The 12,622-nt window shown below is 50.7% G+C and carries 11 protein-coding genes; 4 read left to right on the top strand and 7 right to left on the bottom strand.

All coding sequences use genetic code 11. The features are described from left to right. Window positions 1-74 precede the first annotated feature (74 nt). The gene (locus KJY40_RS19755) at window positions 75-734 is read left to right on the top strand and encodes a gluzincin family metallopeptidase (RefSeq protein WP_230732007.1); all 660 of its coding nucleotides are present in this window, start codon (window positions 75-77) and stop codon (window positions 732-734) included. Between the two features lie 572 nt (window positions 735-1,306). On the opposite strand, the gene KJY40_RS19750 is transcribed toward KJY40_RS19755, so the two are convergent. Continuing rightward, a complete protein-coding gene (locus KJY40_RS19750) occupies window positions 1,307-2,692 on the bottom strand; it encodes an IS4 family transposase (protein ID WP_230731992.1) in 1,386 nt (461 codons plus the stop codon). A 209-nt stretch (window positions 2,693-2,901) separates the two neighbouring features. On the opposite strand from KJY40_RS19750, the gene KJY40_RS19745 reads away from it, so the two are divergent. Continuing rightward, window positions 2,902-3,831 (top strand): hypothetical protein, encoded by a 930-nt coding sequence (locus tag KJY40_RS19745; protein ID WP_230731996.1) that lies wholly within the window; start codon window positions 2,902-2,904, stop codon window positions 3,829-3,831. 645 nt (window positions 3,832-4,476) lie between these two features. On the opposite strand, the gene KJY40_RS19740 is transcribed toward KJY40_RS19745, so the two are convergent. From KJY40_RS19740 to KJY40_RS19730, 3 genes are all read right to left on the bottom strand, one after another. Next, window positions 4,477-5,862, bottom strand: a complete 1,386-nt coding sequence (locus KJY40_RS19740; RefSeq protein WP_230731992.1) for an IS4 family transposase — start codon at window positions 5,860-5,862, stop codon at window positions 4,477-4,479. 203 nt (window positions 5,863-6,065) lie between these two features. After that, a complete protein-coding gene (locus KJY40_RS19735; protein WP_230731989.1) occupies window positions 6,066-6,569 on the bottom strand; it encodes a hypothetical protein in 504 nt (167 codons plus the stop codon). Between the two features lie 12 nt (window positions 6,570-6,581). Continuing rightward, window positions 6,582-8,684, bottom strand: a complete 2,103-nt coding sequence (locus KJY40_RS19730; RefSeq protein ID WP_230731985.1) for a P-loop ATPase, Sll1717 family — start codon at window positions 8,682-8,684, stop codon at window positions 6,582-6,584. A gap of 1,098 nt (window positions 8,685-9,782) precedes the next feature. Between KJY40_RS19730 and KJY40_RS19725 the strand changes: the two genes are divergently transcribed. Beyond that, window positions 9,783-10,142: a DUF6124 family protein gene (locus KJY40_RS19725; RefSeq protein WP_230731983.1), complete on the top strand. Its 360-nt coding sequence runs from the start codon at window positions 9,783-9,785 to the stop codon at window positions 10,140-10,142. A 152-nt stretch (window positions 10,143-10,294) separates the two neighbouring features. Beyond that, window positions 10,295-10,504 (top strand): hypothetical protein, encoded by a 210-nt coding sequence (locus KJY40_RS19720; protein ID WP_230731982.1) that lies wholly within the window; start codon window positions 10,295-10,297, stop codon window positions 10,502-10,504. A 3-nt stretch (window positions 10,505-10,507) separates the two neighbouring features. Here KJY40_RS19720 and KJY40_RS19715 read toward each other — a convergent pair whose 3' ends face one another. The 3 genes from KJY40_RS19715 to copC are packed head-to-tail and all read right to left on the bottom strand — an operon-like array spanning window position 10,508 to window position 12,600. Next, window positions 10,508-11,299 carry a transporter substrate-binding domain-containing protein gene (locus KJY40_RS19715; RefSeq protein WP_230731980.1) on the bottom strand — a complete coding sequence of 264 codons (792 nt, stop codon included), beginning with the start codon at window positions 11,297-11,299 and terminating at the stop codon, window positions 10,508-10,510. A 59-nt stretch (window positions 11,300-11,358) separates the two neighbouring features. Further along, window positions 11,359-12,222: a copper homeostasis membrane protein CopD gene (gene copD, locus KJY40_RS19710; RefSeq protein WP_230731978.1), complete on the bottom strand. Its 864-nt coding sequence runs from the start codon at window positions 12,220-12,222 to the stop codon at window positions 11,359-11,361. A gap of 3 nt (window positions 12,223-12,225) precedes the next feature. Then, window positions 12,226-12,600: a copper homeostasis periplasmic binding protein CopC gene (copC, locus tag KJY40_RS19705; RefSeq protein ID WP_064380958.1), complete on the bottom strand. Its 375-nt coding sequence runs from the start codon at window positions 12,598-12,600 to the stop codon at window positions 12,226-12,228. Window positions 12,601-12,622: the final 22 nt, after the last annotated feature.

Below are 12,622 nucleotides of genomic sequence, written 5' to 3'. Positions count from 1 at the left end.
TGTGGGATTAAGCAAGACAGCCATGAAATGGACTGATAGCATCGGGCTATCAATAAGAGTGAGGAAGGGATCCCATGCTGAAAAAACTCGCATCATCTGTTCTCGTCGCCGGCACCCTGCTTGCCTCCGCCCAAGGGGCTTTCGCCGAAGAAAAGCTGTTCAAGAACTACGTCTACCAAACCCCACTCGCAAAATTCACCGAAGCGGCCGGTTACTACGACTGCTCCGAAGACGTCGGCGGAACCGCGAGATGCATCGACGATGTGGATTTCCTGGAAGAGAAATTCACCGTCGCGCTGATCTTTTCCGGTGACAAACTGATGATGGTTTCACTTATCAGCCCGTTTGATCAGAACCTGTACGTCAAAGCCATCGCGGGGCTTTCCAAATCGTTCACGCTGGTTTCCATGAACGATGAAAAGTCCATCCTGGATATGTTTGATACCGCGAGAAAGTCGAGAAGCACTGAAGAACTGACGACGAAAATTTCGAATTTTGAACAGGTTGGTCTGGCGTCTGGGAATCTGACTTACACCTTTCTTGAAGGGTTGAACGCTAAAGGGCAGACCAATGCTGTTAGTGCGTTGGCTGCTGCGCCGGAAAATATTCGGTCTGCTGAGTTGGTTATGGCGGGGCAGGGGGCTGATGCGGGGATGATTATTCGGTTTACGTTTCCGCGGTTAGAGGCGAATAAGATTTTGGCTGAGGCTAAGAAGCCGGTGGAGTCGTTTTGATGGGGCAAGCATAGGTGAGCGGGGGATTGATTTGCTCTGAAGGTAGTAAGTAACTAAATTAGTCCCCATTCTCTTTGTATGCTGATTGCATCTGGCTAGAAAATTCTTCCCCGGCCAAGTTAGTTGGGATAGTTGATAGTTTTAATTTTTCATTTCATAGGGGTTTGCTGTGTATCTTTCTAATGTATTGGTATGTGGGTGTTCGAAGGAAGAAATCAAAGAGCGATTTTCAAATGACCTCGACAGAATTCAAAAAATTTTATTGGACATGAGTTTCGATACAATTCGTGGTTCCGGACCAAAGTATGGGGGGCGCGATAGGCAAAACGAAATTGATAGTTTGAAAGTTAAATACTGTTGGGACAAAATGGCGCAGAATCATGGGTGGAAGGGATGTGCTAGTTCTAAAGTGACTGAAAGTGGTCGGAAGTTTAGTTTTCGAGCGCTTGGTTCTCGCTTTGAGAAGGTGACATGTGTATTTAATACGAATAGAGATGCGCTTAATAGGTGGCTTTATAACACTGCGCCGCTGGCTTTTAAATATGGCTATATAGATATGCCTTGAATGGCACTTACTTAACATGTTTAGCATGCCCGTTTTTCCTGACCTCAGCCCTTGCTGACCGACGTGACTTGGTCAGCAAGGGGTAGGCCTGAGGTCTTCGTTTTATGGCTCGCGGTTCGATACGACCAGGTCGATTTCCAACGCGTCTTTGCGCTATCAGCATCAGTAAGTTCGCCAGACCATCCTCGTCTTCAGGACTCCCATATTGTCGTAGCGCCAGCCATAGCTGAAGGCTGTGTTTGAAGCTCAGTTCGCGAGGCAAGCAGTCCGCTAACAGAGCCGATTGGGTCATGAGCATTCGGATCAGATTGTGGGCCAACAGATAGACCCATAACTCCTTGACCGCCATGCCCGGGGTTTTGCAGCTCAACCTTCCAAGGCCCAGTGTGGCCTTGAGATTTCGCAAGTCCAACTCGACATGCCATCGCCCCTTGTACAGCGATTTGAGAGCTGTTTTGGGTGTCTGCTTCGGGCAATGCAAGGTGGTCACCAACGTTTTTCCGCCAGTCTTCAACTCTCGCACTATCAGCCTTTCAGGGGCCTGTTCGTAATGTGTTTGACTCATCCAGGGCGGCCTTCTTTCGGGCTTTTTCAATTCGATCAAGTGGTCTTCCGAACCGAGACTTTGGCCCAGACGAAAGTCCGTGCTGCGCCGTCGAGCGCCATATTGTTCGAACACGCCATCGATACCTCGTCGCTGCAACTCGCACAGCAGAAAATAGGTCGCGTAGTAAGCGTCGCCCAACAAGATGTCGCCTGTTTTCAACGTGCCGAGCATTGATCTGAGCAGCGTCTGTTCGTCGCCGCCCTTACCTCGGAAACGTCCAAGTGCGGCATCTAAAACGGCGCCACTGGAGAGGCAAACGAGGCCCACCACTCGACACAACGGAAAACCAAGGCCAACTTTCTGCCCGCGAGATTGCGGATAGGCCCCCTGATTCGCAGCCGTATCGGGCATCGAGACGGTTGTCCCGTCGACAAGGCGTACAGGTCGCCCCATCCATCGCCACGAAGGCGGCGCCTGATCACTGATAGACGAACCGGAATGTCGAACCAACGTGGATACCATTTCTACCGGCAAGCGTTGTCGGGCTTTACAGAAGGCGCCCGTGCGAGCGCTATTGGGTTTCATGCCGCTACAGGATCGCTTGATGGAGAAATCGTTGACGGCATTCTGGCAGGAGCGATCGGCACTCATCGCTTGAGCCAGGAACATCGACAGAGTTTCCGTTGGCGGATACAAGCGCTCCCGATGCTCTGGCAGTGCTGACTCAACGCGCTGCAGCAACTCGGGAGCCGTGAGCAGGTTGAAAAAAGCATAGGCATCACAATTCGAAGCGTGGCGGCGAAAACGTTGCTGTTGATGCTGGAGAATTTGGCGTCTACGATCCATGTGGGCTGTGTCCTTGGTTTTCTGGTGTGTGTTCGCAACTATCACCGTAGACCAAGGCCAGCCCTTCTTCATTTTTTGCTTTCAGCTCAATCGGTTAGCTGTTAAGTAAGTGCCATTCAGATATGCCTTTTTTTATTTTGCCTACGCAGGAGCTAACTCGGAGCATGTTTACTAGGCCAGTCGTCCATATGAGAGAGGATTACGAAACAGTGGTTGAAGAGTTCAAGCAGCTAGAGCCGCTATCTCATTCGCATCCATTTGTTATTTTGGGGGTTTCTGAGTTTCCTAATGGTGAAGGTGTGGATTGGTGCGAGATTTCTACTGAAAAAAATATAAGCGAAAGCAGGATTGTTATTAATCGCTCTATAGAGTTTCCTCCTGAATTTCGTCAAGCAGGTCTGGGGATTCTTAATTATTTCGGCGAAGTGGTTAGAGAAAAATACCCTAACGATCATGCAAAGATTAAAATTGAGCAGGATGGTTTGACGGTTAGAATGATCATCGAGGCTGAAAATGGGAGCAGAGAGATCATTGAAAAAGCATTGGCAGAATACGAACTAGTTATTACCGGTCAAAAGCCGCCCGAATCTCTGTTTGATGATAGAGCGAAAGTTATTGAACTGAGAAATGAGTTAAGATTTGCTCAAGCGAGAATCGAGAGTCAAAAAGAGCTGCTTGAATATCAAAGAGAAGATATTAGGGATCTAAAGCAATTGTTCGGAAAAGCGCTCACGAACGCAGGGGCGCCTGAAGTAAATGTAACTGTGTCGCCTTGCATAACCGTTTCATCAAATCAATCGGTTTCTCAGAGTGTTTCAACCCAGATAGAGGATGCTTTGGAGGATGTACGGTGCCTAGCAGAAGAAGCAGATGCAGAAATGTTAACTAGGTTGAACGATCTGAGCGAAGCTTTAGAAAGTGTTGCACATAACCCTGATGTCCTGGATGTGAAGAAATCGGGTGGAGTAATAAAGCTAAAAAAATTTCTCGACGATGCAGCAGAGTCTGGGTCTAAGGTGCAAAAATTTATAAGCACAGTATCCGATGGAGTGGAAGTTCTGAGAGGGCTTGCAAAAAAATATAACTCAATTGCCGAGTGGTGTGGCGCTCCTCAGGTTCCAAGGGTTTTCGTTGATTGAATGTAAAGTGGGTTGGCATATTACGTTTTAGATATATGCCCGGTGGCGCGTGCTACAGGGCGAGAGGCTTGCTATTGCTAGCCTGTTATTAATATTTTTATCGAATTGTTTTTTTTCTGACAAGTCAAGGGAAAAGGGGTTGATTTATTTTTTGGGAGAATGGGTAGGTTTGTTTTTGATTTAAGGCAGGCTAATGGTCGTCCCCTTTTTTGAATGTGGCTCCAGCCGATAACAATACGATTGCGTTGTTTCATTTCTTCTATAGCGCCACCTGGATCCTCGTGATGGACGATCAGTCGCCATACTTTAATTATGTATTCTCACGTTTTGGTAATCTATTTACCTTTACCGCTTTGTAGTTTTCTTTATTAATGTTTTTGAAAGTTTTTTCCAGATATAACCATAGCTGTAGCGAAGCCAAAGGACCTTCAATTTGTCAAACGCTTGACGTGTCCTATTGTTTTGACGAAGTCGCAGTTCTTTTTCAATTTCATCCAATAACCACTCATCCTTGAATCCAGACAACGAAAGGGGACCAACGAAAGGGAACGAAAGGGAACGAAAGGGAACGAAAGGGAACGAAAGGGAACGAAAGGGAACGAAAGGGAACGAAAGGGAACGAAAGGGGGCGGATTTGAATGGCACTTACTTAACATGTTTAGCATGCCCGTTTTTCCTGACCTCAGCCCTTGCTGACCGACGTGACTTGGTCAGCAAGGGGTAGGCCTGAGGTCTTCGTTTTATGGCTCGCGGTTCGATACGACCAGGTCGATTTCCAACGCGTCTTTGCGCTATCAGCATCAGTAAGTTCGCCAGACCATCCTCGTCTTCAGGACTCCCATATTGTCGTAGCGCCAGCCATAGCTGAAGGCTGTGTTTGAAGCTCAGTTCGCGAGGCAAGCAGTCCGCTAACAGAGCCGATTGGGTCATGAGCATTCGGATCAGATTGTGGGCCAACAGATAGACCCATAACTCCTTGACCGCCATGCCCGGGGTTTTGCAGCTCAACCTTCCAAGGCCCAGTGTGGCCTTGAGATTTCGCAAGTCCAACTCGACATGCCATCGCCCCTTGTACAGCGATTTGAGAGCTGTTTTGGGTGTCTGCTTCGGGCAATGCAAGGTGGTCACCAACGTTTTTCCGCCAGTCTTCAACTCTCGCACTATCAGCCTTTCAGGGGCCTGTTCGTAATGTGTTTGACTCATCCAGGGCGGCCTTCTTTCGGGCTTTTTCAATTCGATCAAGTGGTCTTCCGAACCGAGACTTTGGCCCAGACGAAAGTCCGTGCTGCGCCGTCGAGCGCCATATTGTTCGAACACGCCATCGATACCTCGTCGCTGCAACTCGCACAGCAGAAAATAGGTCGCGTAGTAAGCGTCGCCCAACAAGATGTCGCCTGTTTTCAACGTGCCGAGCATTGATCTGAGCAGCGTCTGTTCGTCGCCGCCCTTACCTCGGAAACGTCCAAGTGCGGCATCTAAAACGGCGCCACTGGAGAGGCAAACGAGGCCCACCACTCGACACAACGGAAAACCAAGGCCAACTTTCTGCCCGCGAGATTGCGGATAGGCCCCCTGATTCGCAGCCGTATCGGGCATCGAGACGGTTGTCCCGTCGACAAGGCGTACAGGTCGCCCCATCCATCGCCACGAAGGCGGCGCCTGATCACTGATAGACGAACCGGAATGTCGAACCAACGTGGATACCATTTCTACCGGCAAGCGTTGTCGGGCTTTACAGAAGGCGCCCGTGCGAGCGCTATTGGGTTTCATGCCGCTACAGGATCGCTTGATGGAGAAATCGTTGACGGCATTCTGGCAGGAGCGATCGGCACTCATCGCTTGAGCCAGGAACATCGACAGAGTTTCCGTTGGCGGATACAAGCGCTCCCGATGCTCTGGCAGTGCTGACTCAACGCGCTGCAGCAACTCGGGAGCCGTGAGCAGGTTGAAAAAAGCATAGGCATCACAATTCGAAGCGTGGCGGCGAAAACGTTGCTGTTGATGCTGGAGAATTTGGCGTCTACGATCCATGTGGGCTGTGTCCTTGGTTTTCTGGTGTGTGTTCGCAACTATCACCGTAGACCAAGGCCAGCCCTTCTTCATTTTTTGCTTTCAGCTCAATCGGTTAGCTGTTAAGTAAGTGCCATTCGGGGCGGATTTATTTGTTTTGGCATTGTGGAGAATAATTAAATAAGTTTCCATTTTTTGCCATAAATAAAACATTCCCCATTTTTTCATTGACATGGCTGTTGTTCGGTCTCTTCAAAGTTTTTATCAAGAATTTGCATTACCTTATGAACCGTGCCCAACAAATGGTTGTAAGCTCCATGCTCCTGAAAACCCAGCCTCCTGCCGAACGCATTGGACTTTTCGTTAGTGCACTCTAGTCCGATTTTGCTGTAGCCAAGAATCGATGCGCAGTCGACTAGAAAGTGAATAAATTTCCTACCGTGGCCTCTACGGTGCTCTTTAAATCCAATTCGAGCAATCACTAGGGTGTCTGAATCCCAAATGCCGCCTGGCGGTGGAGTTATTCGAAGGTATAACTCATATTCATCTCCGAGTGCATTTACTGTATGCCCTGCTACTGAGTTGGCGATTTTTTTTGAATTGTAAAATTCCTTTGAGAGGTAAGAGGTGAGTAGAGTCGAAAATTTTTGAGCATTTTCCTCCGCTTTTTTTCGGTAAGAGCATTTTTCGTCGAGCCGGTTTAGCTTCTGCTGCCAAATGAAATTCATTGTGATTTCACTCTATTTTCTTCTTGGTTTTCTGGTGTATGTGGTTTTTAGTTGTAGGTAATTCCTTTCGTAGTTGTCGAGCAGTGAAAACATTAGTCTGTCAATTGCGTCATGTTTTTCTGGATTTCTAAGTTTTTGTAAAAGTTTGCACAAGTATCGTGCTGGGAGTTTGATTATCAAGGTTGAATGAGACTTGTGCATTTCTCTCACCCAGTCTAGCTCGGTTCCCGTCATGTGCTCATCTTCATCTCTTGTTATGATAAATCCAAGTTTCCCATATGGGCCAGTGAGGTAAGATTGTAGCTGCCGGTACTCATCAGGACCTAGTCCTGAATAGTTTTTTGAATCGAATACAACTTGGCGAACTTTATAATCCTCATGGATACGTTTCCAGAAGTCGGAGCCAGAGCGATTGGTTCCGACAATATCGCGTCGTTGAACCGCTTGGCCATTCGGTGCTAATTCAAGATTGATAAGGTGGGAAGCAAAAATAATTCGCAATGTATCAAGGCACCAGTGTTCAAACTCCCTAGCACCTTCTCTACCTAAGGGGATCTTGTCCAATTGTGAAACTGTTTGCCCTATTTTTACTTTGCGGATTTCGGGAGTTACGGACTGTACGATGATGTCATATTCATCATTAATTTCTTCCGCTTCCTCTGGAGCTAGCGCGTTACGAGAAAGATTTAAACCGAGCCAGTAGCAAGGGTGAATTAGTATTTTGTCTCGGCTCTCAAAACCTTTATCTGGAGTTCTTCCGTCATGACAAAACGAAAAGGCGGAGGTGTTACTGTCGTGAGTGCCAATGAAGCCTACGCTATATAGAGACTGAAGAAGCCCACTAGCTTGTAATATTCTTGTTTCCGCTAATGACTCATGGTTGCTAGTGACTTCGCTTGAGTCGATATGGTGCTCCATTGCCTCAATTGCGTTTCCTACTAATAATTCGGGCTCGCCATCTTTGAAAGAACTGGTTACCAACTGTATCGAAGGGAATATTTTTGAATATTCTTTCCACAGATCTTCAAGGCGTGCTACCGATATGGATTGTGCCGCGTGATCTAAATCTTGAATTATTGCAGTTTCTCTTGATTGTCTCGCTGCGCAGAAGAAGGTTTCATTCAATAGCGATAGCAAGTCGCGAGGCCGGTAAAGAGTGAATTGTAAGCATTTTTTAAATCCGTCGCGCCCCTGGAGTTCTCCCGCAGTAACTCTATCCCAAACTTTTTGGTCTTTTTCAACAGTTATCTTGAATGATAACTTCATACGTGCTGTAACCAAAGTGAGGAGTTGAGCCCAATCCCAATGTAGACGTATTACTTGTCCTTCAATGTTTCTTGAGTAGTCGGGGTCTTCTTTTGCGAGTGTTCGGTATATATTGTCGCGAAGGAATACAATAGGTCGAATCAGATGAGATCGTTTGTTTAATTCAATCGCTGCGTAAGTTAGACCGGCGATCATTCCTATTCCTACTGCATCGGATTCATATCCTTCGTCTAGTCGATCCATTAGCACAACGACTCGCCGATCCGCTTTGTCAAATAATTCTAAAGCTTTTTCTTCTAGTTGGCTTAATTCTAGATTGCCGGGAAGGTCTCCAACTGCCTCCTCTGGATAAACAGAGGTCAGGAATAGTTTTGCTATGCTTCGGCATTTAGTAAGGTAACCACCTTTAGTTTCATTCCAGCGCGCGAGGTGAGAACTAAGAAGGCTGTCCCGTTCTATTAAAGATGTTAGTTTGTAGTTTGATGATACGTAGTTTGCCATCTCCATAAGTATAGTGTATTTCCAGAGTAGTTTTGTAACTGCTCTGGAAAGATTGAAGGAGTCTGAGAAGGGCCTCAATAGTGATCGAAATCCGATTATTTCTGTATCCTCTGGCGAGAAAGATATAACGATTACTTTTTTATCTTTTTTCCAGTGTTTTTGTAGTTCTATATATAGAGCACTTTTTCCTGTTCCCCTGCGCCCTACAACCACCGTTCTATCGTCGGACTCAATTAGTGACCGAAAATCGGCTGTGGCGACAAAAGCATCTGACAACATCCGGCTGTCATTTTCTGCTGTTGTATCTCCTAAAGAGTTTGCTCTTATCGGTTGAGCAATACTATTCATTGATGCGCTCTCCTTAGCTTGGTTTGATGGCTGACTTTTTGTGATGTTTTTTGATCGCAACATATTGTCTCTCTGCTCAATCAAGATGCCCCGTCACCGATCGCCTATATCCTCAGCATTGGCAATTCTTCGAAATATATCCTGAAAATAGTCATAAAAATCTGCTTCAAAAAAAGATTTTTTAGACCTTGATACGTTTGCGTACGGCGCGCGCCGTAGCTCCCTCGCCGCGTCTTGGGTCTAAATGGTCTTTTTTCCGCAGCTTTGTATGGGGCCGAACGGCACTGGGGATGGGTGCTGCGATGGTGAACGTATCGGGCAAAAAAACTAAGAATCACAGCGAGGGTGCGGGTTGGTTGATGCGCCTTCACAGTCGTTCACCATTTATGAATCAGTATCGGGTGCCAATTTTTAGGAACCCATCCTGAAAAAGTAATGTGTTAATCAGGGGGAAACCACGCCGCTGAAAGTCCCGAGTTAGTTGGCACTCTCGCCCGGGTGCTATTTGCTCGCACGGGAGCGCTTGGGATTGAAGCGCAGGCACGCGCACCAGCGAGGAGTATTGGTTGTTCCGCTTAGTGGGATAGGAGATGGGTGGTACGAAAGTGATACAAGGTTTTTTGGCGCGCTGAAGCCTTCTCTTCGAGGCCGGAAGGGTCAGCTAACCCAATCCGTCAGCTGTCCGACTGTGGCCATGCGCTAGGCGAGGCTATTCGCTAGTCAGAAATCCTTGCGCATGTTTTAAACATAAAAACTCGCTCGTTTAAATGACTCATTCTCTCGTCATCCAGGCCCTACACATCCTTGCGCCACCCCCTACACCTAAGACAGAATCCGCCGGCTTGTGCGTCTAGGCCGTGGCTTCTATCGTTCTCGGGTCACTGAAAACCAGTGATCGGGTTTGGTAGCCCGTGTGTTAGATGTACAGCGTCATCGTCTCCGGTCGTGCTTTCGATCGGGGTCTATGGTGGTCATGTACAGGGCGTCTTCGGGCGCGCCGGCTCCTAACACCCGGTCTACCAACCTGTTCATGGCCGCCACCCTTCGTTTGGTAGCGAAAGGGTGAAGCCTTCACTAAAAGTGTTAGGAGTTTCATCCATGTTCAAACCAACACCCAACCCACCAGAAACCGATCCAGTCTCCCCCTACAAATTCCCCGATTCACGAACCCTGAACGAAGCCGCCGAGCGCGCCCTCGATCACTACCTCACCCCACAGCAACGGATCATGGGCAGCCACACCCGACATGACCCGATGTACTTCGCCAACCCGGCCTACGACACCGAATCCCTGCTCGCCAACGCCAGCGAATCACTCGGTTCAGCCTCCGAAATGCTCAACAACTTCGCCGCCACCCTGGAGCCCGCCCACCGCAAAACCGCCATCGGCATTGCGCAGCTGGTGATGTTGGGGTCTTTGGCGGTGAATCAGGCGCTGGATAACGTCGAGCCGAAGTAGGTTCGAGCAACCCTCTGTCGCGGAGGGTTGATCGTTAGGCGTGGGTTCAACCTGAACCCACGCTGAAACCCCCGCAAGTTTCATCTTCCCGCCACCCGCGCAGGCCTACGATCCCTCTACAAAATCCCGATCCCCCCCGAGCGCCACACACCATGAACAATCCACTCAAAGCGCTGTTGCTCGTCGCCACCATCTCGGTTCTAAGCGCCTGCTCCGGCTCCGGTGGCTTGACCACCACCCGTTGTTTCTCCAGCGGCTGTCAGTCGCCGCAGGCGCGTAACGTGAATACGTTGAAGTTCGGCGGGAGCAATATCGGTAACAGTTTCAACCAGTACAGCTCCGGCCTGATGCATGACGATTGAGGGTTACTGGGCCGCTGGTACGGCGATCCATTCGCTCAGCACTTTCTGGTATTTGCCGGTGACTTTGCTCAGGTGCAGCCACTGGTCGACGTAGAGTTTCCAGCTGATGTCGTCGCGCGGTAGCAGGTAGGCTTTTTCGCCGTATTGCATGAACTGGCTCGGGTTGACGGCGCACAGGCCGGGTTTGAGTTTTTGTTGGTAGAGGGCTTCGGAAGCGTCGGTGATCATCACGTCAGCCTTGTTGTCGAGCAGTTGCTCGAAGATGGTCACGTTGTCGTGCAACGCCAGTTGCGCTTTGGGCAGGAAGGCGTGGACGAAGGCTTCGTTGGTGCCGCCGGCGGGTTCGACCAGGCGCACGTTCGGTTGGTTGATCTGGTCGATGGTCTGGTATTTGGACTGGTCGGCGCAGCGCACCAGCGGGATCTTGCCGTCGACGTCGAGGGTGTTGCTGAAGAAGGCTTTTTTCTGGCGTTCGAGGGTCACCGAAATGCCGCCGACGCCGATGTCGCATTTGCCGGCCTGCATGTCCGGCATCAGGGTTTTCCAGGTGGTCTGCACCCATTCGACCTTGACGCCGAGGCTGTCGGCCAGGGATTGCGCCATGGCGATGTCGATGCCTTCGAATCCGCCGTCCGGGCGTTTGAAGGTGTAGGGTTTGTAGTCGCCGGTGGTGCAGACGCGCAACTGGCCCTGTTGCTGAACAGTGTCGAGGTGCGAGGCCGGTTCTTGTGCCTGGGCGGCGCCAGTCATGGCCAGCAGGCCGCAGAAGATCATCGTGCTTTTTGGAGTTGTCATGGGGATCGGGCTTGTGCAGTGGGAGTGCGGGCCAGTGTAGTGAATGCGTTTGCCGGGTGTCATCCCGGTTCCGGGCTCAACGTGCCCAGCCACGCCACCAGTCCCACGATCAACAGCGCAATCACCAGCTCCAATGCCACGCTGCGGCGCAAGGCGTTTGCCGCCACTTGATGCTGCCCGGCGCGCAACGATTGTTCGAGCAACGGCCCGAGGTGGAAGCGGTTCAACGCGGCCAGCACCAGCATGCCCCCGAACAACGCAACTTTGATCGACAGCAGAATGCCGTAGGTGCCGAGCAGGACTTCGCCCAGTGTCGGACCGACGATGAACAGGTAATTCGCCACGCCGGTGACCGAGAGGATGAGCACAATCGCCGCGCCGACGCCTTCGAAGCGTTTGACGGAATCGGCCAGCGAACGAACGCGCGCCTCGCTGCACAGTGCGTCGAGCCGCGACATCAAGATCAACGCGAGCATGGCGCCCAGCCACGCACCCGCCGCGAGCAGGTGCAGGATGTCGCTGAGCAGATGCCACGCGTTATCCATCGCCCCGTGTCCGCTCCAGGCCAGCGAGGCGAGGGCGACGGCGCCAGCCATCGACGCCAGCCACAATCCCGGCCAGATCACCACGGCGATCAGTGCAATCATCCGCAGCGCCCACGCCAGCCCGACGTCGGTTTCCAGCACCATCATTTGCAGGTGTGGCCACAGCGCCGCGAACTCCGTTTCGCCACTCATGGCGCGGGTCATCAGCACCAGACTCGCCACTGACAGCAGTGCCCCGATCAACGCCATCCCGCGTAGCATCGGCCGAAACCGCAGCACTGCGTCAACGCTGTACAGCCCGAACAACGCCAGCCCGAACAACAGCAGCAAATCCACATACAGCGCCAGACGCAGGAGGATGTTGATCAGTTCAGCCATCGCTCACTTCACTTTGAACGTGACGTTGCCGGTGATCGGGTGCGTGTCCGACGACACCGCGCGCCATTCGACCTTGTAGGTGCCGGCCGGCAAGGGCGAGAGCGGGGTGACGAGCATGGTTTTCGGGTCGCTGCCAGCGCTGACTTTGGCCTTCATCGGCATCGGCGAATGAGCCATGCCGGGCATTTCGGTCATGACCAGTTTGGCGCCGGAGAACTGGGTCAGCAGATCCTCCGAAAAGCGCAATTCGATTTTGCCGGGCGCCGCGCCGTCGGCACCTTCGGCCGGAGTCGACGACAGCAGTTTCGGATGGGCCTGGGCCAGGGTGCTCAGGAGCAAACCGCTGGCGAGGACGAGGGAGATTTTCAATGTGCGCATGCAAGACCTCGGTGTTGTTTTT

It is taken from the genome of Pseudomonas fitomaticsae (assembly GCF_021018765.1).
Lineage (GTDB): Bacteria > Pseudomonadota > Gammaproteobacteria > Pseudomonadales > Pseudomonadaceae > Aquipseudomonas > Aquipseudomonas fitomaticsae.
Note: the sequence above shows the minus strand (reverse complement) of the source record. Positions and strands in the feature narration are given on the sequence as shown.

Excerpts from the sequence above, each read along its gene's own strand:
- KJY40_RS19755 (WP_230732007.1), top strand. The coding sequence starts at position 75 with ATGCTGAAAAAACTCGCATCATCTGTTCTCGTCGCCGGCACCCTGCTT.
- KJY40_RS19750 (WP_230731992.1), bottom strand. The coding sequence starts at position 2,692 with ATGGATCGTAGACGCCAAATTCTCCAGCATCAACAGCAACGTTTTCGC.
- KJY40_RS19740 (WP_230731992.1), bottom strand. The coding sequence starts at position 5,862 with ATGGATCGTAGACGCCAAATTCTCCAGCATCAACAGCAACGTTTTCGC.
- KJY40_RS19735 (WP_230731989.1), bottom strand. The coding sequence starts at position 6,569 with ATGAATTTCATTTGGCAGCAGAAGCTAAACCGGCTCGACGAAAAATGC.
- KJY40_RS19730 (WP_230731985.1), bottom strand. The coding sequence starts at position 8,684 with ATGAATAGTATTGCTCAACCGATAAGAGCAAACTCTTTAGGAGATACA.
- KJY40_RS19725 (WP_230731983.1), top strand. The coding sequence starts at position 9,783 with ATGTTCAAACCAACACCCAACCCACCAGAAACCGATCCAGTCTCCCCC.
- KJY40_RS19720 (WP_230731982.1), top strand. The coding sequence starts at position 10,295 with ATGAACAATCCACTCAAAGCGCTGTTGCTCGTCGCCACCATCTCGGTT.
- KJY40_RS19715 (WP_230731980.1), bottom strand. The coding sequence starts at position 11,299 with ATGACAACTCCAAAAAGCACGATGATCTTCTGCGGCCTGCTGGCCATG.
- copD (WP_230731978.1), bottom strand. The coding sequence starts at position 12,222 with ATGGCTGAACTGATCAACATCCTCCTGCGTCTGGCGCTGTATGTGGAT.
- copC (WP_064380958.1), bottom strand. The coding sequence starts at position 12,600 with ATGCGCACATTGAAAATCTCCCTCGTCCTCGCCAGCGGTTTGCTCCTG.